Annotated in this window: 16 protein-coding genes; 8 read left to right on the top strand and 8 right to left on the bottom strand. The window is 71.8% G+C overall.

Annotated elements, in window-relative coordinates:
- Window positions 1–48: 48 nt before the first annotated feature.
- Complete coding sequence (locus VFR90_RS02405; protein ID WP_326404374.1) at window positions 49–519, top strand: tRNA (cytidine(34)-2'-O)-methyltransferase; 471 nt, start codon at window positions 49–51, stop codon at window positions 517–519.
- Between the two features lie 13 nt (window positions 520–532).
- Here VFR90_RS02405 and VFR90_RS02400 read toward each other — a convergent pair whose 3' ends face one another.
- From VFR90_RS02400 to VFR90_RS02375, 6 genes are all read right to left on the bottom strand, one after another.
- Complete coding sequence (locus tag VFR90_RS02400) at window positions 533–7,093, bottom strand: Hpt domain-containing protein (protein WP_326404373.1); 6,561 nt, start codon at window positions 7,091–7,093, stop codon at window positions 533–535.
- Between the two features lie 26 nt (window positions 7,094–7,119).
- Entirely contained in the window at window positions 7,120–9,417 is a 2,298-nt protein-coding gene (locus VFR90_RS02395) for a methyl-accepting chemotaxis protein (protein WP_326404372.1), read from the bottom strand.
- Window positions 9,418–9,487: 70 nt separating this feature from the next.
- Complete coding sequence (locus tag VFR90_RS02390) at window positions 9,488–10,015, bottom strand: chemotaxis protein CheW (RefSeq protein ID WP_326404371.1); 528 nt, start codon at window positions 10,013–10,015, stop codon at window positions 9,488–9,490.
- A 37-nt stretch (window positions 10,016–10,052) separates the two neighbouring features.
- On the bottom strand, window positions 10,053–10,418 hold the full coding sequence (locus tag VFR90_RS02385; RefSeq protein ID WP_326404370.1) for a response regulator: 366 nt from the start codon (window positions 10,416–10,418) through the stop codon (window positions 10,053–10,055).
- Window positions 10,419–10,459: 41 nt separating this feature from the next.
- A complete protein-coding gene (locus tag VFR90_RS02380; RefSeq protein WP_326404426.1) occupies window positions 10,460–10,864 on the bottom strand; it encodes a response regulator in 405 nt (134 codons plus the stop codon).
- 73 nt (window positions 10,865–10,937) lie between these two features.
- The gene (locus VFR90_RS02375; RefSeq protein ID WP_047193774.1) at window positions 10,938–11,090 is read right to left on the bottom strand and encodes a rubredoxin; all 153 of its coding nucleotides are present in this window, start codon (window positions 11,088–11,090) and stop codon (window positions 10,938–10,940) included.
- 200 nt (window positions 11,091–11,290) lie between these two features.
- Between VFR90_RS02375 and thiD the strand changes: the two genes are divergently transcribed.
- Window positions 11,291–12,250: a bifunctional hydroxymethylpyrimidine kinase/phosphomethylpyrimidine kinase gene (gene thiD / locus VFR90_RS02370; protein WP_326404369.1), complete on the top strand. Its 960-nt coding sequence runs from the start codon at window positions 11,291–11,293 to the stop codon at window positions 12,248–12,250.
- Window positions 12,250–13,557: a glutamate-1-semialdehyde 2,1-aminomutase gene (hemL, locus tag VFR90_RS02365; RefSeq protein ID WP_326404368.1), complete on the top strand. Its 1,308-nt coding sequence runs from the start codon at window positions 12,250–12,252 to the stop codon at window positions 13,555–13,557. Before thiD ends, hemL begins: the two co-directional genes overlap by 1 nt.
- Window positions 13,558–13,595: 38 nt before the next feature.
- Here hemL and VFR90_RS02360 read toward each other — a convergent pair whose 3' ends face one another.
- Both VFR90_RS02360 and VFR90_RS02355 read right to left on the bottom strand, forming a co-directional pair.
- On the bottom strand, window positions 13,596–14,060 hold the full coding sequence (locus tag VFR90_RS02360; RefSeq protein WP_326404367.1) for a DUF6152 family protein: 465 nt from the start codon (window positions 14,058–14,060) through the stop codon (window positions 13,596–13,598).
- 23 nt (window positions 14,061–14,083) lie between these two features.
- Entirely contained in the window at window positions 14,084–14,524 is a 441-nt protein-coding gene (locus tag VFR90_RS02355) for a hypothetical protein (protein ID WP_326404366.1), read from the bottom strand.
- 111 nt (window positions 14,525–14,635) lie between these two features.
- Between VFR90_RS02355 and mpl the strand changes: the two genes are divergently transcribed.
- From mpl to VFR90_RS02330, 5 genes are all read left to right on the top strand, one after another.
- Window positions 14,636–16,018 (top strand): UDP-N-acetylmuramate:L-alanyl-gamma-D-glutamyl-meso-diaminopimelate ligase, encoded by a 1,383-nt coding sequence (gene mpl, locus VFR90_RS02350; protein ID WP_326404365.1) that lies wholly within the window; start codon window positions 14,636–14,638, stop codon window positions 16,016–16,018.
- A complete protein-coding gene (locus tag VFR90_RS02345) occupies window positions 16,015–16,632 on the top strand; it encodes a YqiA/YcfP family alpha/beta fold hydrolase (RefSeq protein ID WP_326404364.1) in 618 nt (205 codons plus the stop codon). Before mpl ends, VFR90_RS02345 begins: the two co-directional genes overlap by 4 nt.
- 100 nt (window positions 16,633–16,732) lie before the next feature.
- On the top strand, window positions 16,733–17,641 hold the full coding sequence (locus VFR90_RS02340; protein WP_326404363.1) for a CsgG/HfaB family protein: 909 nt from the start codon (window positions 16,733–16,735) through the stop codon (window positions 17,639–17,641).
- Between the two features lie 63 nt (window positions 17,642–17,704).
- Window positions 17,705–19,771 (top strand): ribonuclease catalytic domain-containing protein, encoded by a 2,067-nt coding sequence (locus VFR90_RS02335; protein ID WP_326404362.1) that lies wholly within the window; start codon window positions 17,705–17,707, stop codon window positions 19,769–19,771.
- Entirely contained in the window at window positions 19,768–20,700 is a 933-nt protein-coding gene (locus tag VFR90_RS02330; RefSeq protein WP_326404361.1) for an energy transducer TonB, read from the top strand. The genes VFR90_RS02335 and VFR90_RS02330 overlap by 4 nt, the downstream gene beginning before the upstream one ends.
- The last annotated feature ends 45 nt before the right edge of the window (window positions 20,701–20,745 follow it).

The following is a 20,745-nucleotide window of genomic DNA, read 5'->3' as shown; positions in this document are numbered from 1 at the left end:
AGTCTAGCCAGCGGCTTCGACGCGATGCACCACTAGCATCGCGGCCGCATGTTCAACATCGCGCTCGTCCACCCCGAGATCCCGCCGAACACCGGCAACGTGATCCGGCTCGCGGCCAACACCGGCTGCGCGCTGCACCTGGTCGAGCCGCTCGGGTTCTCGATGGAAGACAAGCTGCTGCAACGCGCCGGGCTCGACTACCACGAGCACGCGCGCGTGCACCGGCATGCTTCGTGGGCCGCGCTGCTCAAGACCTGCCGGCCGCCGCCGCAACGCTGCTTCGCGTTCACGACGCACGCCGTGCGGCGCTTCGACGAGGTGGCCTGGCAGCCCGGCGACTGGCTGGTGTTCGGCAGCGAGACCGCCGGCCTGCCGGCCGCGCTGCGCGAGAGCTTCGCGCCGGCGCAGCGGCTGCGCCTGCCGATGCGTGCGGGCCAGCGCAGCCTGAACCTGTCGAACGCGGTCGCGGTCGCGGTGTTCGAGGCTTGGCGCCAGCAGGGCTACGAAGGCGGCCGCTGAGCCGCCACGGACCTCAGGCCGCGACGGCCTGCAGCTGCTGCGCCTGCCGGCAGTAGCGGCCGATCAGCGACAGCAGCTCCTCTTCGCTGTAGGGCTTGCCGAGGTAGTGGTTGACGCCCAGCTGCGCCGCGTAGTCGCGGTGCTTCTGCGCGATGCGCGAGGTGATCATGATCACCGGCAGGCCCACCAGGTCCCGGTCGGCGCGGATCTGGCGCACGAGGTCGAAGCCGTCCATGCGCGGCATCTCGATGTCGCTCAGCACGACCGCGGGCTTCTCCTCGGTCAGGCGCTCGATCGCCTCGAGGCCGTCCTTCGCGACGGCGACGCGGTAGCCCTCGCGCACCAGCAGGCGCTGGGTGACGCGGCGCACGGTGAGCGAATCGTCGACCACGAGCACCAGCGGCGCGGCGGTCGCGGCGGCAAGCGCGGACTTCACCGGCGCGGCCGGCGCGTCGCGCAGCGCCGGCGCGGCTGCCGTCGTGCGGCGCGCCGCTTCGCCGTACACGGTGGCGAGCGCGACCGGGTTGTAGATCAGCGCCACCGCGCCCGAGGCCAGCAGCGTCATGCCGGCCAGCCCGGGCAGGCTCGACATCTGCGGTCCGAGGTTCTTGACGACGACTTCCTGGTTGCCCAGCACTTCGTCCACGTGCAGCGCGATGCGCTGCTGCGCCGAGCGCACGACGATCACCGGCGTCGAGCGCCCGGTGGGTTCGACGCTGCGCGCGCTCGCCTGGAGCAGCGCGCCGAGCCACAGCAGCGGCAGCGTCTGCTCGCCGTAGCTGTAGGCGCCGGTCTGGTACGCGTGCTCGATCTCGGCGGCGCTCGCGCGGCGCACGATCTCGACCAGCGTGGCCGGCACCGCGACGCTGGTCGCGCCGGCGCGCAGCATCACGACCTGCGTGACCGCGGTGGTCAGCGGCAGCACCAGCGTGAAGCTGGTGCCCTGGCCGCTCGCGCTGGCGGTCTCGATGCGGCCGCCCAGCGCGTTGACCTCGGCACGCACCACGTCCATGCCGACGCCGCGGCCGGCCAGCTCGGTCACCTTGTCGGCGGTGGTGAAGCCGGGCATGAAGATCAGGTTCGCCAGCTCGGCGTCGCTCGGGTTCGCGTCTTCCGCGACAAGCCCCATCGAACGGCCCTTGTCGCGGATGCGCGCCAGGTCGAGCCCGCCGCCGTCGTCGCGGAACTCCACGCTGACCTCGTTGCCCTCCTGGCGCAGCGAAACGACGATGTGGCCGGTGGCTTCCTTGCCCGCCGCGAGCCGTCGCTCGGCCGGCTCGATGCCATGGGTGATGCAGTTGCGCAGCAGGTGCTCGAAGGCGCCGGTCATGCGGTCGAGCACGCCGCGGTCGACTTCGATCGAGCCGCCGATGATGTCCAGCCGCACCTGCTTGCCGGTTTCCTTGGCGGCCTGGCGCACGACGCGGTAGAGCCGCTCGGACAGGCCCTCGAACTCGACCATGCGGGTGCGCAGCAGGTCTTCCTGCAGGTCGCGCGTCAGGCGCGCCTGCGCGGCGAGGCCGTCCTCGGCGGTCTCGAGCGTGCGCTGCAGGCTGCGTTGCACGGTCGCGACGTCGTTGACCGACTCGGCCATCATCCGCGTCAGTTCCTGGAAGCGGGTGAAGCGGTCGAACTCGAGCGGGTCGAAGGCCTGCGCGGCGGCCTTCGCGGCTTCCATCCGCGTGGCCATCTGCGTCTCGGCCTGCAGCTCGATGTCGCGCAGCTGGCCGCGCAGGCGTTCGAGGTTGTCGGTCAGGTCGCCGAGCGAACCGCGGATCTGGCCGACTTCCGATTCAAGCCGTGCGCGCGCGATGCTCACCTCGCCGGCCTGGTTGACCATGCGATCGAGCAGCTGGGTGCGCACCCGCACCGCCGCGGCGGTGGCCAGCGGTGCGCGCTCGGTGGGCGTCGGCAGCGCGGGCGCGCCATCGCCGGCGGCGAACCGCGACCAGTCGATCGGCGGCAGGGCCGGCGCCGCCGGCGGCGCATCGAACGGCAGTTCCTCGACGATCTCGGACAGCAAAGGCGGCTCGGCACGCGCCGGCTCGGCAGCCGCCGGCGGCACGTCCGACAGCGCCGGCAGCGGCGCCAGCAGCGCGCCCGCGTCGTCGAGCGGCTGCGGCAGCGTCGCGGGCGAGGTGTCGAGTGCCGCGAGCCGGCCCGGCTGCGTCAGCCGGTCGAAGCCGCTCTGGCGCTCGTCGTAGGCCTGCGCGTCGCGCTGGCGCAGTGCTTCGAAGGCGATCGCCAGCGCGTCGGCGCGGCCGAGCAGCTGCTCGACGCGGCCGCCGTCGGCCGGGCTTTCGGCCATCAGGTGCTCGATCGCGGTTTCGAGCCGGTGCGACATCTCGCCCAGGCGCATCGCGCCGGCCAGGCGCGCGCCGCCTTTCAAGGTGTGCAGGGTGCGCATCGCGGCCGCCGCATGGGCCTGCTGCGCCGGCGCCTTCGACCAGTCGCGCAGCTCGGCAGCCAGCTGCGGCAGCAGCTCCTGCGCCTCTTCCTCGAAGATCGGGAACAGCTCGGCATCGACCGCATCGACCGCATCGAGGTCTTCTTCGCCGTCGAGCGCCTCGCGGCTGCTGGGCGGGCGCGGCGTCTCGTCGAGGCGCGGCGCCGGCGCGAGCGGGCGGAAGTCGGCGACGCCGAGGTCGGCGAAGTCGGTGCGCAGGTGCGGCGCGTCGAAGTCGGCCGCCGCGCTTTCGGCTGCGGCTTCCGGCTCGACGGCCACCGCGCGCGTCGCCGGTTCGGCCGATTCGCCGGTCGCTTCGGCCGGCGGCCCGTCGGCGGCCCATGCGGCCTGGGCGCTGGCGGCGAAGCCCTCGGCGCCGCCTTGCGTGGTGATCGCGTCCTCGAGCCGCTCGGCGATGTCGGCCTCGAAGGCGTCGAGCGCGGCCAGCAGCTCGGGCGTCGGCGACTTCAGGAAGCCGGCGGCGAACTGGTGCAGCAGGCGGCGCACCTCTTCGGAGGTGTCGAGGAAGAGCTGCGCATCGGCCGGCACGCCATGGCCGAGCCGCTGCGAATGCGCGAGCGCCGCTTCGAGCTTGCGCGCCAGCGCCGACAGCTCGATGAAGCCGACGGTGGCGGAGCTCCCGCCGAGCGAATGAGCGAGCGCGACCGCGGTCTCCCCCACCGGCCGCTGCAACTCGTGCGACCACTCCGACAGCTCGACGCCGAGCCGGCGCGAAAGCTCGTCGGCCTCGGCCAGGAAGATGTTGAACAGCGGGATGCCGATCGACAACGAACCGATCACCTTGACCTGGTCGTCGGCCAGCGGCGCCGGCTCGGCGCTCGCGCCCAGCTCGCCGGCGACCGAGGGCTGGAGCGCCTCGATCAGTTCGCTCGGCTCGAAAGGCACGGTGGCCGATTCGGGCCCGTGGCCGGTGCCGGCCCAGGCCGGCTCGGCCGGCGGCAGGCCGCGGCTGGGCAACAGGGTCTCGATCAGCGGCTTCGCGGGCGCGGTGGACTCCGCGAACGCACCAGGCAGGTCGAGATCGATCGTCGAGAAATCGGTGCCCGGCGGCAGCGGCAGCACCTCGGTCTGCGGCAGGGGCAGCGGCATCGTCGCGTCGAGGTCCGGGTTGTCGAACGCGGTGCTCTCGAAGGACGGCGGCGGCGATTCCAGCGGTTCGACCTCCGGCAGCGCCGGCTGCGGAGCAGCGGGCTCGTCGATGTCGAGCCTGAATTCGAAGTCGAGGCCGGCGGCGCTCGGCGCGGCGTCCGCGGGCGGCTCGGCGTCGATCAGCGGCATGGCTTGGGCGGCCGGCAGCGCGAGGTCGAGCTCGGTGGCTTCGGGCAGTTCGATGCCCGGCGGGAGCACGTCGGCCAGGGGCAAGGTCGCATCGGTGTCGAACGACGCAGCGGGCGTGGCATCCGCCGGATCGAACCCGAAGGCGACCGTGGCATCGGGCTCGCGCAGCGCGACGGCCGCGGCTGCCGGCTCGGACAGCGATTCGGCCGCGGCCGCCGGACTCGCGAGGGAAGCGGCGCCGGCCGCTCCGGGCTGCGTCGGCGCCCCCGGCAGCGCGATGCGCCGGCCTTCGAGCCGCAGCGCGTCGGCGACCGCGCGCACCGGCGCGGCGCTCCAGCCGGCGTCCGCGCCGCCCGCGACCGCTTCGACCCAGCGCGCCAGATGGGCGACGACGTCCTGGCTCGCGGCGAGCACGTCGGGCGTCGCGCCGTGCTGGCGAGCGAGCAGGTCGTTGTAGAGCTGCTCGCAGGCCCAGGCCGCTTCGCCGAATTCGGCGAGGCCGACCATCCGCGAGCTGCCCTTCAGCGTGTGGAAGGCGCGCCGCACCGTGGTGAGTTGGTCGACCGCCTGCGGCACCTCCGCCAGCGCGTCGAGCGCGGCGCCGGCCTCAGCGACGACCTCGCGCGCTTCCTCGAGGAAGACCTCGCGCATCTCGTCGTCGGTCTCCAGATCGACCAGCGGCGCGGCAGCCGGCGCCAGCGAGATCGGCGCGATCGCCGGCACGTCGTCGAGCGGCGGCAGGCCGACCGGCTCGGCGCCGGTCGCGGCGAAGTCGGCCAGCATCTCGCTCGCGTGCTCGCGGGCGAAGGCGCGGGCGGCGTTGCCCATGCCGGGGGCCGCGGCCTGTTCGAGCGCGCTGCGCGCCGCATCGAGGTTGGCGACCAGCGCCGGCTGGGCCAGCACGCCGGGGTCGCGCGCGAAGCGTTCGAGGTCGCGCGAGACCTGTTCGGCCGGCGTCGCCGGGTCGGCCACCGCGGCGGCGAGCGCCTGCGCCTGGGCGATCAGCTCGGGGTCGAGCCGCGGCGCGGCCGCGGCTTCGAGCGCCGAGTTGGCGCGGCCCATGCGCGAGCGCAGCAGGCCGCTGGCCTCGTCGTAGCGGAACAGCGCCTTGACCGTCTGCGGCTGCACGCCGAGCAGGTCGATCAGGAAGCTCATCGCGCTGAGGTTGCCGGCCAGGCGCTCGAACAGCGGCTGCTCGTGGCGCGCCTGTGCGCCGGCCGCCACCAGCGCGTCGACGTCGTCGCGCATGCGCAGCACCGCGTGCGTCGCGGCGTCGAGGCCCAGCACCGACAGCACGCCGCGCATGGCCTGCAGCTGCGCCGGCACCGGGATCAGCACCGAGGGATCGTCGGGGCTGCGGAAGAACTGGTCGATCAGCTTCTCGGATTCGGACAGCGAGCTGCGCAGCTCCTGCACGACGCTGCCCATCGTCTGGCGATCGGAGACGCGGCGGTACAGCTCCTCCATCCAGGTCTCGAGCGCCTCCGGCTGCGCGGCGCCGCGTACCGCGCCGACGCGCTGCGCGAGCCGGTGCACGCGCGCGGCCTGCTCGGGCTGGTCGAACGCGCCCTCCTCGAGCGCGGCTTCGAGGTAGAGCAGGCTGGTCGCGACTTCCATCGCGAGCGCCGGCTCGGGGACTTGCCCGTTCTGGCCGGCCTGCACCGTAGCGCCGACCGCGGCGGCCATCGCTTCGCCGAGCACCTCGCCGCCGGGCACGAGCCGCTCGAGCGAATCGCGCACCAGCGAGAACTGCTCGTTGAGATTGCCCAGCCGGTGCATCTCGCCGCCGGCGACCGCCGACCAGCTGTCCTTCGCCGCCGCGACGCGCTTGCGCGCCTGGGTGATCCAGGCCGGGTCGTGGCGGCCGAGCTGCACGGTCGAGTAGTCGATCGCGACCTCGTCGCGCACCGTCGGCCAGGCCGCATGGATGCGGTCGAGCTGCGGCGCAGCGCCGGCCGACGGGCGGCCCGAACGCGCGCAGAAGAACAGCAGCTCGCGCGCGAGGCGCTCGCTCGCGGTCGCGTCGCCGCGGCTTTGCTGGCGCAATTGGGCCAGCAGCCGCGAGGCGACGCGCTTCGCATAGACGTCCGACGGCAGCAGCCCCTGCGCCTGGCCTTCGAAGAAGCCGGCCGCGAGTTGCCAGAGGCTTCCAAGCTGCGCACCGCCCGGCCCGGTCGCAACGCCGGCCGACAGCTCCGCGCTCAGCTCGCCGAGGCGGCGCAGCGGCTCGGCGCCGCCGCCGCGCATCGACGCGAGCACGTCCTTTTCGAAAGCGGTCAGCGCGTCGGCGTCGGCCGCACGCGCGGTCGGCGCGTCACCGGAGCGCGGCGCGAGGCTGGACCACTGCCATTCGAAGTCCCAGAGGTCGGCCGGATGGATGCGCTCGGTGCCGGCCAGCTCGTGCACCGCGCGGTACTGCGGAAACAGCGCGAGCGGCGAGACCGGATGGCCGGCGATGCGGCGCGTGAGGAAATCGTGCAGCGCGAACGAGGCGCGCTCGATCGTGTCGATCGCCGCCATGTCGAGCTTCGCCGGCTTGGCGATGAAGCGCTGCACCGCGGCTTCGCTGCCGCGCAGCAGCGCCGCGCCGCCGCGCAGGTTCACCAGTTCCAGCACGCCGACGGCCTGATGCAGCTGCTGCCGCGCGGTGCGCAGCGGCGTCGCCTCGACATCGTCGAGATCGGAGCCGGCCGCGGCCTCGCGTTCCTTCAGCGTGCGGCGCAGCGACTTGTGCGCGAGCTCGAGCGACTTGCGCAGCTCCTCCTGCACCCAGGCGAGCGCACTGTCATCGCGGATGTCGCTCAGGGGTTGCGAGGGCAGGCTGTCCATGCGGCGGTCGGTTCGGCGTGGGGGCGTCAGGCGATCTTGAAGCGCGCGACCGAGGCCTTCAGCTCCTCGGCCGTGCGCGACAGCTCGCGCACCAGTTGCGCGGTTGAGCGGGTGCCGTCGCCGGTCTGCTCGGTCACCGCGAAGATGTGCTGGATGTTCGCGGCCACCACGTTGGCGGACTTCGCTTCGCGCGCCGCTTCGTTGGAGATGTCCTCGATCAGCTCGGCGAGCTGGCGCGAGACGCGGTCGATCTCGCCGAGCGCGGTGCCGGCGTTGTCGGACAGCCGTGCGCCTTCGACCACGCCCTGCGTCGAGCGCTCCATCGCGGCTACCGCGTCCTGGGTGTCGGTCTGAATCGTCTTCACCAGCGCGGCGATCTGCTTGGTCGCGTCGCCCGAGCGTTCGGCCAGCCGCTGCACTTCCTCGGCGACGACCGAGAAGCCGCGGCCCGCCTCGCCCGCCGAGGCCGCCTGGATGGCGGCGTTGAGCGCGAGCACGTTCGTCTGCTCGGTGATGTCCGAGATCAGCTCGGTGATCTCGCCGATTTCCTGCGAGGACTCGCCGAGGCGCTTGATGCGCTTGGAGGTGTCCTGGATCTGGTCGCGCAGCGTGTTCATGCCGCCGATCGCGTTCTGCACCGCATGCAGGCCGGACTCCGCGGCCATCAGCGATTGCCGCGCCACTTGCGCCGACTGGTTCGCCTGCGCCGACACGTCGTTGATGCGGCCGGCCATCTGCAGCACCGATTCGCCGGTCTCGCGGATCTCGCGCAGCTGCTCGTCGGAAGCGGCGAGCAGCTCGGTCGAGGTGACTTCGACCTGCGTCGTCGTCTCGGTCATGCGCGACACCGAGCCCTGCACCTGCGAGACGAGGTTGCGCAGTTCCTCGACGGTGTAGTTCACCGAGTCGGCGATCGCGCCGGTGATGTCCTCGGTGACCGTCGCCTGCTGCGTCAGATCGCCTTCGGCGACCGTCTGCAGTTCGTTCATCAGCCGAAGAATCGCCGCCTGGTTGGCGTCGTTGATGCGCTTGGCCTCCTGCTCCTGGCGCACCGCGTCCTCGCGCTGCGCGTCCGCGGAGGCGGTGCGCGAGCGCTGCTCGTGCAGGAAGATGTAGGCAAGGCCGCCGATGCCGCCGAGCGTCATCAGCGCGGCCAGCCCCAGCAGCAGCGCGCGGCCGAAGCCGACGCCGGCTTGCGCCTGCACCTGCGCCTGCACCTCCTGGAAGCCTTTGCGCAGCGGTTCGCTGTCGGCCAGGATCGAGGTCTGCGCCTCGCGCGCGGCGATCAGGCTCTGCAGGTTGCCGAGGATCTGACCGGCCTGCGAGCGGGTGCCCTCGTACTGCTGCATCAGCGTGGCGAGGCTGTCGCGCACCGCGGCGTCCTTGGCTGGCGGCAGGCGCAGCTCGGCATTCCCTTCGAGCAGCCCGGTGCCGATCTCGCGGAAGGCGTTCAAGTCCTTGCCAAGCAGGAACACCGCCTCGGGCGACACGCCTTCGAAGGTCAGCAGTTCGTTGGCCGACTTGCCGATGCGCTGGGTCAGCATCACCAACTGGCCGGCAGCCGACAGCTCGGCCGAGGTCGCGCCCTGCTGCACCTTCAGCGAAGCGACGGTCTCGGCGGTCTCGAGCAGCTCGGCCGACTGCCGGTTGATGTTGCGCAGCGCCTGGCTGACCTGCGTCAGCGTCTGCTGCTGGGCCAGCACCACGCCGGCGTTCTTCTCGGCGCGCTGCACCAGCGGCATCAGCGGCTCGAGCGCCGGCTGCACCGACGACGGCGCCGCGGCGGTCATGTCGTTGCCGCCGGCCAGACCGCTCGCGGCGGTCACGAGCACGCCGACGCTGTCCTTGACCTCGGGGAAGGCACTGGCGCTGCCGAGCGCCGCCTGCGAGACCGACTTCGCGAGCCGCTGCGACTGCATCAGCGCATCGCCGGTCGCGGCGACCTGCGCGGCGCTGCGGTTCGCGGAGATGACCGCGCCGCCGCCGACCACGCCGAGCAGGACCAGGCCGACCAGCGCCAGCACCGTCAGGCTGCGTTGCTGGTCGGCGATCCCGAGCTTGCCGATCAGCGGCAGGGCCGCGCCGCCGCCGAGCCGTGCTTCGGCGGCCGGCGAGCGCGCGGCCGGCAGTTCGGAGGCGACCTCCGAAATGATCGACGAATCGTCCGAGCCGCTGCCGGCGCGCGTGTCCATCGTGATCGTCGGCTCGTGCCCGCCGGGCATCGGCTCGTCGGGCGACGGGTAGGCGTCGTCGAACGGCAGCTCGTCGACGTCGGAGGCCGACTTGCGGGGCCTGCGGCTCTTGAACTTGTCCATGAAACTCATACGCGCCTCTCGGTCATCTCGGGGTCTATCGGTGTCGGTGGCAAAGCCGGCCTGGGCGCGCGCCATGGCTTCAGCGCGCGATCTTCATGAACTGCGGATCGGTGGCCAGCGCCGCGAGCTGGATCTCCTGCCAGCGGCGCCCCTGGGGATCGAGCCCGGCGAAGCCGGCGAAGGCCGGCCGCCACGCGGTTTCGTTTGCTTCGGCGCGGATCTGCTCGGACGAGCGCAGGCCCGCCAGCCGGTCGACCAGCACCGCGCAATTCAGCTCGAGCGAAGGATTGAAGGCGACCAGCCGGCACTGTTCGCGCGCGACGTCGCCCAGCGGCTCGCGCCGCAGGCCGAGGAAGGCAGCCAGATCGACCACGCCGTGCAGGCGGCCGCGCAGGTTGGCGACGCCGAGGAACCACGGGTGCGTGTGCGGCACCGCAGCCATCGCCGGCAGCGCGAAGATCTCGCCGGCCTGGGCCAGCGGCAGCAGCAGGCCGTGACCGGCGGCTTCGATCGCGAGCCAGCTGGCCGCATCGGTTTCCTGCCGCGTCGCCTGCAGCCGCTCGGCGAGCCGGCTTTGAAGCTCGCGCAGCGCTTCCCTCTTGGCCATGCCGGACGCTTCCTCTTGCGTGCTCGGAATCGGCGGCTCAGTCGAACGCGCGGATCTTGGCGATCAGCTCGTTCGCGTCGACCGGCTTGACGACGTAGTCGCGCGCGCCCTGGCGCATGCCCCAGACCTTGTCGGTTTCCTGGTTCTTGCTGGTGCACATGATCACCGGCACGTCGGTGAAGCGGGGGTCGCGCGTGATCGCGCGCGTCAGCTGGAAGCCGTTCTGGCCGGGCATGACGACGTCCATCAGGATCAGGTCGGGCTTTTCCTCGCCGAGGCGGCGCATCGCGTCCTCGCCGTTCTCGGCGGTGCGGACCTTGTAGCCGCGCTTGCTCAGCAAGTCGGAGAGGAAATGCAACTCGGTCTTCGAGTCGTCGACGAGCAGGATCTTTTCGATGGCCATGGGTGCCTCGCGGGGGACTCGTGCAAGCAGGAGAAAAGGCGTCAGAGCGCCGGCCGGTGCTGGCGCACCGCCTGCAGCAGCTGGTCCTTGGTGAAGGGCTTGGTCAGGTAGTCTTCCGAGCCGACCATGCGCCCGCGGGCCTTGTCGAACAGACCGTCCTTCGACGACAGCATGATCACCGGCACGTCGGCGAAGCGGGGGTTGCGCTTGATGATGGCGCAGGTCTGGTAGCCGTCGAGCCGGGGCATCAGGATGTCGCAGAAGATCAGGTCGGGCTGGTGATCGTTGACCTTCGCCAGCGCGTCGAAGCCGTCTTCGGCGAGCACGACCTGATGACCGCCCTGCTTCAGGAAGATCTCGGCGCTGCGGCGGATGGTGTTGCTGTCGTCGATCACCAGCACGCGCACCATCGCGGCGGCGGACACGGCCTGCGGAGCTTCGGACATCGACACTTCGTTCACCGCAGGGCTCCTGGTCGTCGGGAAGGGGGCTACATCGGACTCGGGCGTTCGAGCGGCGCTAGATCTGCACCATCTCGAAGTCCTCCTTGCGCGCACCGCACTCGGGGCAGGTCCAGTTCATCGGCACGTCGGCCCAGGCGGTGCCGGGTGCGATGCCGTGTTCGGGGTCGCCTGCGGCTTCGTCGTAGATCCAGCCGCAGATCAGGCACATCCAGGTTTTGGCTTCGCTCACGGGCTTGCTGAAGGAAAAAACACGCTCTCTACAATGACGAAAAAGATTCTAGCCAGCGGTCTTCGCGAGAAAACGAGCTACCGAGGACACCTGGGCAACAATCCTCATCATTTCCTCGAAGTCCGTGACCGCCTGCGCGGACCCCGGCCTTCGCATCGCACCCAACCCCCCGATCCGTGATGAATGCCGACGCTTCGAGCACCGAGGCCAGCGACGCGGAAAGCGACGACGCGCCGCCCGCCTGCGTGATGAGCTTCAACGCCAGCGAGCCGAGCGGCGCGGGCGGCCTCGCCGGCGACATCTCGACCATCGCCGCGATGGGGGCGCACCCGCTGCCGATCGTCACCGCGATCGTGCTGCGCGACACCGCCGAGGTGTTCGAGTCGCACGAGATCGAGCCCGACGCGATCGTCGAGCAGGCGCGCAGCATCCTCGAGGACGTGACGATCGCGGCCTGGAAGGTCGGCTTCCTCGGCAGCGCCGAGGGCGTGGCCTCGGTGGCCGAGGTCTTGAGCGACTACACCGAGGTACCGCTCGTCACCTACGCGAACACCGTCGCCTGGCTCGACGACGACGAGCAGCAGGCCTACCTCGACGCCTGGCGCGAACTGATCCTGCCGGCTACCGAGGTGCTGGTCGGCAACCAGCAGACATTGATCGACCTGCTGCTGCCCGAATGGGAAGGCGAGCGCCCGCCGTCGGCGCGCGAACTCGCGGTCGCGGCCGGCGAACTGGGGGCGAAGTACGTGCTCGTCACCGGCATCACGCTGCCGTCGGCGAAGGGCGGCACCGCCTACGTCGACAACGTGCTCGCTTCGCCGCAGGGCGCGATCACCGGCGAGAAGTTCGAGCGCTTCGAGACCAGCTTCGTCGGCGCCGGCGAAACGCTGTCGGCCGCGCTCGCCTCGCTGCGCGCGAGCGGGCAGGACCTGCACCTTGCCGTCTCCGAGGCGTTGAGCTTCCTCGACCAGTCGCTCGACGCGGGCTTCCGGCCCGGCATGGGCAACGTCGTGCCCGACCGCTTCTTCTGGGCGCTGCCCGAGGCCGAAGGCGAAGGCGAGAGCCCCGACATGCCGCCCGAAGCCGGCGACGATGCCGAAGCCGGCCTGCACGAGCGCGGCCCGCGCCGCATCCACTGATGACGAGTTCTCGCAGTACTGCGCTGTTCGAGCGCGCCAGGCAGGTGATCCCCGGCGGCGTCAATTCACCGGTGCGTGCCTTCCGCGCGGTCGGCGGCACGCCGCGCTTCATCGCGCGCGCCGAAGGGCCGTACCTGTGGGACGCCGACGGCAAGCGCTACATCGACTACATCGGCTCCTGGGGTCCGATGATCCTCGGCCACGGCCACCCGGCGGTCGTCGAAGCGGTGCAACGCGCGGTTGCCGAGGGCTTCAGCTTCGGCGCGCCGACCGAGCGCGAGGTCGAGCTGGCCGAAGCGATCCTCGGGTTGGTGCCGAGCGCCGAGCAGGTGCGGCTCGTCAGTTCCGGCACCGAGGCGGCGATGAGCGCGCTGCGCCTCGCGCGCGGCGTGACCGGCCGCAGCACGATCGTCAAGTTCGAGGGCTGCTACCACGGCCATGCCGACGCGCTGCTGGTGAAGGCCGGCTCAGGCCTCGCGACCTTCGGGCACCCGACCTCCGCCGGCGTGCCGGCCGACGTCGTCAAGCACACGCTGGTGCTGCCCTACAACGACCTCGCCGCGCTCGACGCGGCCTTCGACGCGCACGGCCGCGACATCGCCTGCGTGATGCTCGAGCCGATCGCCGGCAACATGAATTTCGTGCGCGCCAGCCTGCCCTTCGCGGCTCGATTGCGCGAGCTGTGCACGAAGCACGGCGCGCTGCTCGTGTTCGACGAGGTCATGAGCGGCTTTCGCGTCGCGCTAGGCGGCGCACAAAGCCTCTACGCGCAGGCCTTGCCCGGCTTCAAGCCGGACTTGAGCGTCTTCGGCAAGGTGATCGGCGGCGGCATGCCGCTCGCCGCCTTCGCCGGCCCGCGCGCGGTGATGGAACAGCTCGCGCCGCTCGGGCCGGTTTACCAGGCCGGCACGCTGAGCGGCAACCCGGTCGCGACCGCCTGCGGCCTCGCCACGCTGCGTGAGATCCGTCGGCCCGGCTTCTTCGACGCGCTCGCGCGCAGCACGAAGAGCCTGCTTGACGGCCTGCTCGCCGCGGCGCGCGACGCCGGCGTGCCGATGGTCGGCGACTGCGAAGGCGGCATGTTCGGCTTCTTCTTCCCGAAGACACCGGGCACCTCGCTGCCGCAGAACTACACCGAAGTGATGGCCACCGACGGCGAGCGCTTCAACCGCTTCTTCCACGGCATGCTCGAGCGCGGGGTCTACCTCGCGCCGGCCCTCTACGAAGCAGGCTTCGTCAGCGCGGCGCACGCGCCGGCCGACATCGAAGCGACCGTCGCCGCGGCCCGCGAAGCGCTTCGCGGCTGACGAGCGCCGTCACGGGCGCCCCCGCGCGCCCAGCGACCTCAGGCCGGCGACGACCGCAGCCCGTAGACCTTCCCGGCCACGAACAGGTACTCGGCGCGCAGCACCGCCTCGCCCTTCTCGCCCGCGAAGGTGTAGCCCACCACCGCGAGCGATTCGCCCGCCTGGATCGGCGCGACCTTCCAGGCCTCCATCCGCGACACCGGCGCAAGCTCGACGTTCCAGACCTTGTCCTTGCGCGTCGGCAACTGCGCGGCCTTCAGGATCGCCGCGCCTTCGACCGGCGACGACTGCGCCGGCACGCTGCGCCCGGCCAGGTCGCCCGGCAGCTTCAAGTCGGCCTGCAACTCGAGCTGCAGCTGCGCATGCGGGTTGCGCCACTCCACCTTGGCGGCCTTGCCCTCCAGGTAGATCGGCCGCGACGGGTCGAAGCTGCTCCAGCCGTGGTGGGCGTGCGCGGCGAGGGGCGCGAGTGCCGCGGCGGTGATCAAGGTTCGGCGTTGCATCGGTCGGTCTCCTGTTCAGAGCGTCAAACGTAGGCGATCCACCGGCCGCAGGCGATGACGGCGAGCCACAGCCCCAGCGAGATCAGGGTCAGCGCACGGGCCGTGGCGTCGGGCGCGTCGAGGCTGCCGCGCGCATGGAAGAACGCGGCGTTCAGGCCGGCCAGCATCAGCAGCGTCATCTTGATGACGAAGGCGCGGTTCGCGAGCAGTTCGCCCGGTTGGCTCGAAAACATGGCGATGCCCGTCAGCGCCGCGAGGCCGAAGCCGCCGGCCGCGAGGCCGAGCGAGAGCCGCGCCAGCGAACGCAAGGGAAGCTCGCTGGCCGCGCCCCAGACGCGCGCCTCGAACAGCACCAGGTTGCCCAGCAGCAGCGCGATGCCGACGATGTGCAGCGACTCCAGCGCCGGGTAGGCCCAGGCGCTGGTCGCGATCCACGCGATGCCGCTCGACGACCCCACGGTCATCGGCGCCCCCCGGGGCCTGCGGCCGCTCCCCCCGCGCGGGAAGCGGCGCTCCGGAAACCCTCGCTGCTCATTCGGCTCACGCTAGCAGACCCGCTGCCTAGAATCTTCGGCATGCACCTGCACATCCTCGGCATCGCGGGCAGTTTCATGGGCGGGCTCGCGGCGCTGGCGCGGGAAGCCGGGCATCGGGTGACGGGGTGCGATGCGGCCGTTTACCCGCCGATGAGCGAGCAGCTCAGCGCCCAGGGCATCGAATGGATCGAAGGTTTCGGCGCCGAGCAGTTGAAGCTCGCGCCCGACCTCTTCGTCGTCGGCAACGTCGTGAGCCGCGGCAACCCGTTGATGGAGGCGATCCTCGACGCCGGCGCTCGCTACGCGAGCGGCCCGCAGTGGCTTGCCGAGCAGGTGCTCGCGGGCCGGCACGTGCTCGCGGTCGCCGGCACGCACGGCAAGACCACGACGACCTCGATGCTCGCCTGGATCCTCGAGGCGAGCGGCCGCGCGCCGGGCTTCCTGGTCGGCGGCGTGCCGGCGAACTTCGGCGTGTCGGCGCGGCTGGGCCCGACGAACGCGCCCTTCGTGATCGAGGCCGACGAGTACGACACCGCCTTCTTCGACAAGCGCAGCAAGTTCGTCCACTACCGGCCGCGCACCGCGGTGCTGAACAACCTGGAGTTCGACCACGCGGACATCTTCACGGACCTCGCGGCCATCGAGACGCAGTTCCACCACCTGCTGCGCAGCGTGCCGGCGAGCGGGCGCGTCGTCGTGAACGCGCGCGAAGCGAGTCTTTCGCGGGTGCTCGAGCGCGGCTGCTGGAGCGAGGTGATGCGCTTCGGCGTGCGCGGGGATGCGCCTGGCCTGCGCGCGCGCGGCGAGCCGCATGCCTTCGACGTGCTGAAGTCCGGCAGCCAGGTCGGCCGCGTGGAATGGCCGCTGCTCGGCGAGCACAACCAGCTCAATGCGCTGGCCGCCATCGGCGCGGCCGAGCACCTGGGCATCGCGCCGGCCGAGGCCGCGGCGGCGCTGGGCGGCTTCGAGGGCGTGAAGCGGCGCATGGAGCTGCGCGGCGAAGTGGCCGGCGTGAAGGTCTACGACGACTTCGCGCACCACCCCACCGCGATGCGGACCACGCTCGACGGACTGCGCCGCCGCCTCGGCCAGCCGCTCGGGGCGGCCGGCACGCGCATCGTCGCGATCTTCGAACCGCGCTCGAACACGATGAAGCTCGGCACGATGAAGGCGCAGCTGCCCTGGGCGCTGGAGGAGGCCGACCTCGCCGTCTGCCACGCCGGCGGCCTGGGCTGGAACGCGCAGGAGGCATTGGCGCCGCTGGGCACGCGCGCGATCGTCTGCGACAGCATCGACGCGACCGTCAAGCGCGTCGTTCAGCTCGCCGGGCCCGGCGACCACCTGCTGTGCATGAGCAACGGCGGCTTCGGCGGCATCCACGCCAAGCTGCTGGACGCGCTGGCCGCGAAGCAGGCCGCATGACAGCGCGCACGGCCTTGCGCACGACGCACCTCCTCTACTTGCACGGCTTCCGCTCGTCGCCGCACTCGACGAAGGCGCGGCGCATGGCGCGCGAGGTGCAGCGGCTCCAGGCCGAGGGCATGGCGATCGTCTGGCGCTGCCCGCAGCTGCCGCCGGCGCCGGCCGAGGCGCGCGGCTTGATCGACATGCTCACCGCCGGCTGGCCGAGCGCGACGATGGCCGTCGTCGGCAGCTCGCTTGGCGGCTTCTACGCGACGGTGCTCGCCGAAGCGCGCGGCTGCCGCGCCGTACTGCTGAACCCGGCCGTCGACCCGGCGCGCGACCTCGCCGCCCACATTGGCACGCAGACCGCCTGGCACGATCCGGCGCTGTCCTTCGACTTCACCGCGGCCGACGTGGCCGCGCTGCGCGCGATGACGCCGGCGGCGATCACCCGCCCCGAGCGCTACCACACGGTGATCGCCACCGGCGACGAAGTGCTCGACTGGCGCGAGATGCGCGCGCGCTACGCGGGCAGCTGCGGCGTGCTGGTCGAGGGCAGCGATCACGCGCTCGGCGACTTCGACCTGCACCTCCCCGGCGCGATGCTTTTCCTCGGCCTCGACGGCCCCTAGATCGAGGTGGCCGGCGGGCATCCGCGGCCTTCCTGGGCCGTCGGCACGCGCCTATATTCGCCCGCGCCGCGGTGGGTCGCGGCGTTCCTGGAGAGACCGGATGTCGAACTTCGAAGCCGCGCGGCGGCCCCCTGAGCCGGCGCGGCTCGCCAGCCGCGCGCTCGCGCTCGGAAGCGCACTGCTGCTCGGCGCGTGCATGTCCACCACGCCCGAGGTGGGCGGCGGCAGCAAGGGCGCGGTCACCGGCGCGGCCGGCGGCGCGACCACCGCCAACGCGAACAGCAACCTCGAAAGTTGCGGCGAGACGCTGGGCACGATCGCCGTCGTCGAGGACCAGGGCGCGTCGTGGTACGGCTACTACCGCAGCCGCTACGGCCAGCTCGGCTCGACCGTGCCGGTGCTGCGGATGATGATCCAGCAGTCGAACTGCTTCGTCGTCGTTGAACGCGGCGCGGCGATGCGCAACATGCAGCAGGAACGCGCGCTCGAACAATCGGGCGAGATGCGCGCCGGCAGCAACTTCGGCCGCGGCCAGATGGTCGCCGCCGACTACTCGATGAGCCCGAGCATCCAGTTCAGCGACAAGACCGGCGGCGCCCGCGGTGCCGTCAGCGGCCTCGCGAACGCGGTCGGTCTGCCCGCGCTGGGCTGGGTCGGCGGCTCGCTGAGCGTCAACGAGGCCTCGACGACGCTGTTGATGGTCGACAACCGCTCGGGCGTGCAGCTCGCGGCGGCCGAGGGCACCGCCCGCAACTTCGACTTCGGCGCCTTCGGCGGCGCCTACGGCTGGGCCACCGGCGCCTCGGCCAGCGGCTACGCGAAGACGCCGGAGGGCAAGGTGATCGTCGCGGCCTTCGTCGACAGCTACAACCAGCTCGTCAAGGCGGTGCGCAATTACAAGGCTCAGACGGTCAAGGGCGGCCTGGGCACCGGCGGCGCGCTCGGCGTGCAGGGCGGCTCGACCCCCGCGTCGCAGCAGAGCGGCGGCACGACGCAGAAGAAGAAGTAGCCCGCGCGCAGCGCTCGGTCGGCGCGGGCCCCGGCAAGCGGCGATGGGAGAATCCGCCGCTCCATGGCCGACACCTACCTGCTGTTCGAAGATGCCGGCAAGTTCCTCGCCGGCCGCGTGATGTCGGAGGCCGAGAGCTCCATGCAGGTCGAGCTCGACTCCGGCAAGCGCGTCAAGGTCAAGAGCACCCAGGCGCTGATGCGCTTCGGCGCGCCGGCGCCGGCGTTGCTGCTCGACGAGGCGCAGGCGCAATCGGCCGACATCGACCTCGACCTCGCCTGGGAAACCGCGCCCGACGAGGACTTCGGCTTCGACGACATCGCCCGCGAATACTTCGGCGCGCAGGCCGACGCGAGCCAGCGCGCCGCGACGCTGTTCAAGCTGCACCAGGCGCCGCACTACTTCCACCGGCGCGGCAAGGGGCGCTTTCGCAAGGCGCCGCAGGAAGTCCTGGAGCAGGCCCTGCGCGCGATCGAGCGCAAGGCGGAGCAGGCGCGTCAGATCGACGCCTGGGCCGCGGAACTCGCCGCAGGCGGCTGCCCCGAGCCGATCGCGCAGCAGCTCTACAAGATCCTGTTCAAGCCGGACAAGAACGGTCCCGAATACAAGGCGGTGGTCGCGGCCGCGAAGCTCGCGCACAAGGCGCCGCTCGATCTGCTGAAGGACGCCGGCGCGATCACCAGCCCCTACCAGTTCCACTGGCGGCGCTTCCTGTTCGAGTTCTTCCCGAAGGGCACGGCTTTCGCGCCGATGGCCGCCCCGGCGATCAAGGACGAGCTGCCGCTCGCGGCGGTGCGCGCCTTCTCGATCGACGACTCGACCACCACCGAGATCGACGACGCGCTCAGTGTCCAGGGCCTCGGCAGCGCGACCGTCACCTTCGGCATCCACATCGCCGCGCCGGCGCTTGCCTTTGCGCCCGGCTCGCCGGTGGACCAGCTCGCGCGGGCCCGGCTCAGCACCGTCTACATGCCGGGCCACAAGCTGACGATGCTGCCGGATGCGGTCGTGCAGACCTACACGCTGCAGGCCGGGCGCGACTGCCCGGCCGTCAGCGTCTATTTCGATCTGGATGCGGCCACCCTTGCGGTGACCGGCACGCGCACCGCGCTCGAACGAGTGCCGATCGTGGCGAACCTGCGGCACGACCAGCTCGACGGCGTCGTCACCGAGGCCACGCTCGACGGCGACGCCGAAGCGGGCTACGAGTTCGCCGGCGAACTGGCCTTCGCGCACCGGCTCGCGCGGCATCTGAAGGCGCAGCGCGAGGTGGCGCGCGGCAAGCCGGAGAACTTCACCCGGCCCGACTACGCCTTCAAGCTCGAGGGCCGCGCCGACGAGAAGGCGGGCGACGAACCCGACGGCAGCGAGACGGTGGTGATCACCGAGCGCAAGCGCGGCTCGGCGCTCGACCTGATCGTCGCCGAGGCGATGATCCTCGCGAACAGCCACTGGGGCGGCTGGCTCGCGGAGCACGGCGTCCCCGGCATCTACCGCAGCCAGGCCAGCATGGCGCCGGGCGTGAAGGTGCGCATGGGCACGAAGCCGGCGCCGCATGCGGGCATGGGCGTCAGGCAGTACACCTGGGCGACGTCGCCGCTGCGGCGCTATGTCGATCTGGTCAACCAGTGGCAGATCGTCGCGGTCGCGCGGCACGGCCGCAGTGCGGCGCTCGCGGCGCCGTTCAAGCCGAAGGACGCCGAGCTGTTCTCGGTGATCTCGAGCTTCGACGCGGCCTACACCGCCTACAACCAGTTCCAGAACGCGATCGAGCGTTTCTGGGCGATGCGGCATCTGCAGCAGGCGGGCGTCGCCGAGCTCGACGCCGCCGTGATGAAAGACGGCCTGGTGCGCGCCCACACGCTGCCGCTGGTGTTCCGCGCGCTCGGCACCGAAAGCCTGCCGCGCGGCGCGAAGGTGCGCGTGCGCGTCACCGGGCTCGATCTGCTGACGCTCGACGTGCATGCGAGCCTCGCGGCGCGCCTCGACGATCAGGCGGCCGCGGCCGCCTCCGACGAGGAGTCCGACGACGAAGCCGAGGCCGCGACCCCGCTGGCCTTGGCGATCGACGTCGCCGATGCCGAAGCGCCGGGTGCGGAGCCGGCGACCGCGAGCGGGCCCGCGGCATGAGTGCCGCGCCGGCGCTGCGCGGCAAGCGGGTCTCGGGCCGCGGCGGCTTTGCCGGGCGCGCTCGCGCGCGCTTCGCGCAGCTCTCGACGCTGCAGATCGCGCTGATCGTCTCGGTCGGCGTGCATGCGGCGCTGCTGATGGTGCGCATCGTTGATCCCGAGGGCTTCAACCGCGTGTTCAAGGACACGCCGCTCGAGGTCATCCTCGTCAACGCGCGCTCGAACGAACCGCCGCTGAAGGCGCAGGCGATCGCGCAGGCCAACCTGGCCGGCGGCGGCGAGGCACAGGCCGGCCGCGCGACCTCGCCGCTGCCGCCCTCGGCGGTGACGGCGCTCGGCGACTCGGTCGAGGAGACCCGCAAGCAGATCCAGTCGCTGCAGGACCAGCAGATGCAGCTGCTCGCGCAGATCCGCAAGTCGATGGCCGCACTGCCGCCGCCCGACCCGCAGCGCGACGACGGCCGCACCGACGCGCAGGCGCAGCAGGACCAGATCAAGCAGGCCATCGACCAGCTCGCCGAGATCGAGAAGCGCATCAACACCGAGAACGCGCGCCCGAAGAAGCGCTACGTCAGCCCCTCGACCAGCGAGGCGGCCTACGCGGTCTACTACGACGTGCTGCGTCGCAGGATCGAAGAGCGCGGCACGACGAATTTCCCCCAGGAGAAGGGGCGCAAGCTCTACGGCGAGCTGACGATGACGGTGACGATCGACGCACAGGGCCGCGTGCTCGACACCGAGATCGCGCAGAGCTCCGGCTCGACCGCGCTCGACCGCCGCGCCCAGGCGATCGTGCGCGCCGCCGCGCCCTTCGGCCCGTTCAGCGAGGCGATGCGCAAGCAGGCCGACCAGATCGTCGTCGCCTCGCGCTTCCGCTTCACACGCGACGAGGGCGTCCAGACGCGCATGGAGCAGTCGTTGCCGCGATGAGCAGCGAGGGTGTCGCAAGCGCACGTTTCCCCGCCCCGCAAGCGG

Source organism: Methylibium sp. (assembly GCF_035762065.1).
Classification (GTDB): domain Bacteria; phylum Pseudomonadota; class Gammaproteobacteria; order Burkholderiales; family Burkholderiaceae_C; genus Methylibium.
The sequence above is the reverse complement of the archived record's forward strand: the minus strand, read 5'-3'. Positions and strand labels throughout refer to the sequence as shown.